The organism is Arthrobacter sp. P1_A5, assembly GCF_056406825.1.
On sequence record NZ_JBFTZL010000292.1, the window covers coordinates 1 to 2,826 of the forward strand.

2 protein-coding genes and 2 riboswitches are annotated in these 2,826 nt (G+C 68.0%); both genes read right to left on the reverse strand.

The genetic code is table 11. The annotated features are described in order from the left end of the window. The coding region (locus AC1D1S_RS20450; RefSeq protein WP_476995366.1) for an aminomethyl-transferring glycine dehydrogenase at positions 1-1,651 on the reverse strand (1,651 nt) is incomplete at its 3' end. Positions 1,652-1,690: 39 nt separating this feature from the next. Then, positions 1,691-1,805, reverse strand: a riboswitch (glycine riboswitch). A gap of 1 nt (position 1,806) precedes the next feature. Continuing rightward, positions 1,807-1,905, reverse strand: a riboswitch (glycine riboswitch). Positions 1,906-2,174: 269 nt separating this feature from the next. Further along, positions 2,175-2,714 (reverse strand): TetR/AcrR family transcriptional regulator, encoded by a 540-nt coding sequence (locus AC1D1S_RS20455; protein ID WP_243182231.1) that lies wholly within the window; start codon positions 2,712-2,714, stop codon positions 2,175-2,177. Positions 2,715-2,826: the final 112 nt, after the last annotated feature.

Consider the following 2,826-nt stretch of genomic DNA (forward strand, 5'->3'; position numbering starts at 1 on the left):
CGAGGTCCTCGATCAGTTCACGCCAGCCGGCGGTCTGGGATTCCGGGGCGAAGGGGTGGATGGAAGCGAACTCCGGCCAGGAGATGGCCTCCATCTCGGCCGTGGCGTTCAGCTTCATGGTGCACGACCCCAGCGGGATCATGGTCCGGTCCAGGGCCAGGTCGCGGTCCGAGAGGCGGCGGATATAGCGCAGCAACTGGGTCTCGGAACGGTGCGTGTTGAACACCGGGTGCTGCAGGAAGTCGGAGGTGCGCTCGACGGCGGGGTCCAGGCCAAACGCAGTGTCCGTGCCTGCAGCCGCGGCAGTCACGGACGCGCCGAACGCGGCGATGACGTCGGCGACGACTGCCACCGTCGTGGCCTCGTCGGCGGAGATGCCGACGGTGTCGGCGTCGATGGCGCGCAGGTTGACGCCCTTGGCGTCGGCTGCCGCGATGATCTCAGCTGCCCGGCCCGGCACGGAGACGGTGATGGTATCGAAGAAGGAGGTGTGCAGCACGTCCAGGCCGGCGGCCTTCAGGGAGGCGGCGATGGTCTTAGCGTGGACGTGGACCGACTGGGCGATTGCCTTCAGCCCGTCCGGGCCGTGGTAGACGGCGTAGAAGGAAGCCACGATGGCCAGCAGGGCCTGGGCGGTGCAGATGTTGGAGGTGGCCTTCTCGCGGCGGATGTGCTGCTCGCGGGTCTGCAGGGCCAGGCGGTAGGCGGGGACGCCGGCGTTGTCCTTGGAGACACCAACGAGGCGGCCGGGCATGGAGCGCTCGAGCCCCTTCTGAACGGCCATGTAGGCGGCGTGCGGGCCGCCGAAGAACAGCGGCACGCCGAAGCGCTGGGCGGAGCCGACGGCGATGTCAGCGCCCTGCTCGCCCGGGGACGTGATCAGGGTCAGGGAGAGGAGGTCTGCCGCGACGGTGACGAGGGCGCCGCGTTCCTTGGCATCGGCGATCACGGCGGTGTGGTCGAACACGCGGCCGGAGACGCCCGGCTGCTGCAGGACGACGCCGTTGATGACGCCGTCGGGCAGGCCCTTGGAGAGGTCGGCGACCTCGACCTCGAAGCCGAGGGCCTCGGCGCGGCCCTTGACGATCGCGATGGTCTGCGGCAGGCAGTCGGCGTCGAGGACTGTCTTGCCGTCGTGGGCGGTCTTATTCTTGTTGGCCCGGCGCATCATCAGCACGGCCTCGGCCACGGCGGTGGCTTCATCCAGCAGGGAGGCGTTGGCGATCGGCAGGCCGACGAGGTCCTGGACCATAGTCTGGAAGTTCAGCAGCGCCTCAAGCCGGCCCTGTGAGATCTCGGGCTGGTACGGCGTGTACGCGGTGTACCAGGCCGGGGCTTCGAGGACGTTGCGGCGGATCACCGGCGGGGTGAGCGTGTCGTAGTAGCCCTGCCCGATCATCTGCACGGCGGTCTTGTTCTTCGACGCCAGTTTGCGCAGCTCGGCGAGGACTTCGACTTCGCTCAGGGCCGCGGCGAGCGCCAGGTCGGCGTCCTGGCGGATGTCCTTCGGAACGGCGGTGTCCACCAGGGCGTCGACGGTGTCGTAGCCGACAGCCTTCAGCATGGCGTCGACGTCGGCCTGGCGGCGCGCGCCGATATGCCGGTCAACGAAGGACGTGGAGGCTGGGGTAACAGTCACAAGGAACTCCATAACTCAGGCGGCGCAGGGTACGCCACATTGATTCGGGTTCCTCCCCGCTCTGTATTGGACCTGAGAGTTTCCGCGCAGCCTGCGTTTCAGGGCTCCGCTTGCACCGTCGGTGAGCACAGCATGTCCGGGACACGCCTGCTACTTTCCAGAGATGCCTTGCCGCGGCGGTACATGGGCCTGAGAGATTCCTGGGGAGGGTTTGCTCCTACGGCGCCTGCTTGTACCTACTTGCAGGACTCTCCCGCCGCAGATCAAAGGCGTATTTAATTGGGTGTTCAATCGAGGGTGACAACAGTCACAGCTCTCATTGTCCTATGCCGGGCGCGCGTCCGCAAACTCCTTCCCGGCGGCGGACCCACGTTACGGGCCACGAGCCACCCGGCGGCGAATCCGGCGGCGCGAATTCGCCGGAAACGCCCGGAGTCGCCGCAACTTTCCGGCGTACTCGAACGCTTCCGGCGAAGTCGGCGAGGAGTAGGGGGTCGGCGGGCGTAGGGGGTCGGCCGGGGGTGGGGGGTGGGCTTCAGCCGCGCAGGCGCTCGACGGCGGCCAGGAGGCTCTGGACGTCCGCCTCGACTTCCGGCGGCGGCCCGCCGGGACCCCGCGCGAGCATGGCATTGAAGTACAGCCCGTCCCCCATGCACAGGACGGCCTTCGCCATGGCGGGCCCGACGTCGGCCGCCAGCAGTTCCAGCCAGCTCGCCTGGCCGGCGGCGAAGCGGCGGAGGGTTTCCCCGTGCGCCACCTCGGCGAGCCGCGTGGCGGCCACGAAGACCCGGTCCATGGGCGTGTCGGCCCACACCGAGGACTTGATGAAGTACGCCGCCGCCCCTTCCGGGGCTGCCGCCATGGCCGCAACATCCTCAGCCAGAAGCCGGTCCAGCCGTTCCAGCAGGACCGCGATCATCGCCTCTTTAGTCGGGAAATGGTAGAGCAGGCCGCCCTTGGAGACGCCGGCCCGGCGCGCGACGGCGTCCAGCGTCGCGGCGCGTTCACCGACTTCGATGAGCAGGGATTCGAAGGCATCGAGCACGGCCTCGCGGGCGACGGGTTTCCTGGGCATGCCTCCCATCATGCCTGTCCGCCCGCGCATTTCTTAACTATACCGTCCAGACGGTATAGTTATCTTCATGAGCATTCCATCGATCACCGCAGCCACCAGCACTCCTGCGGCC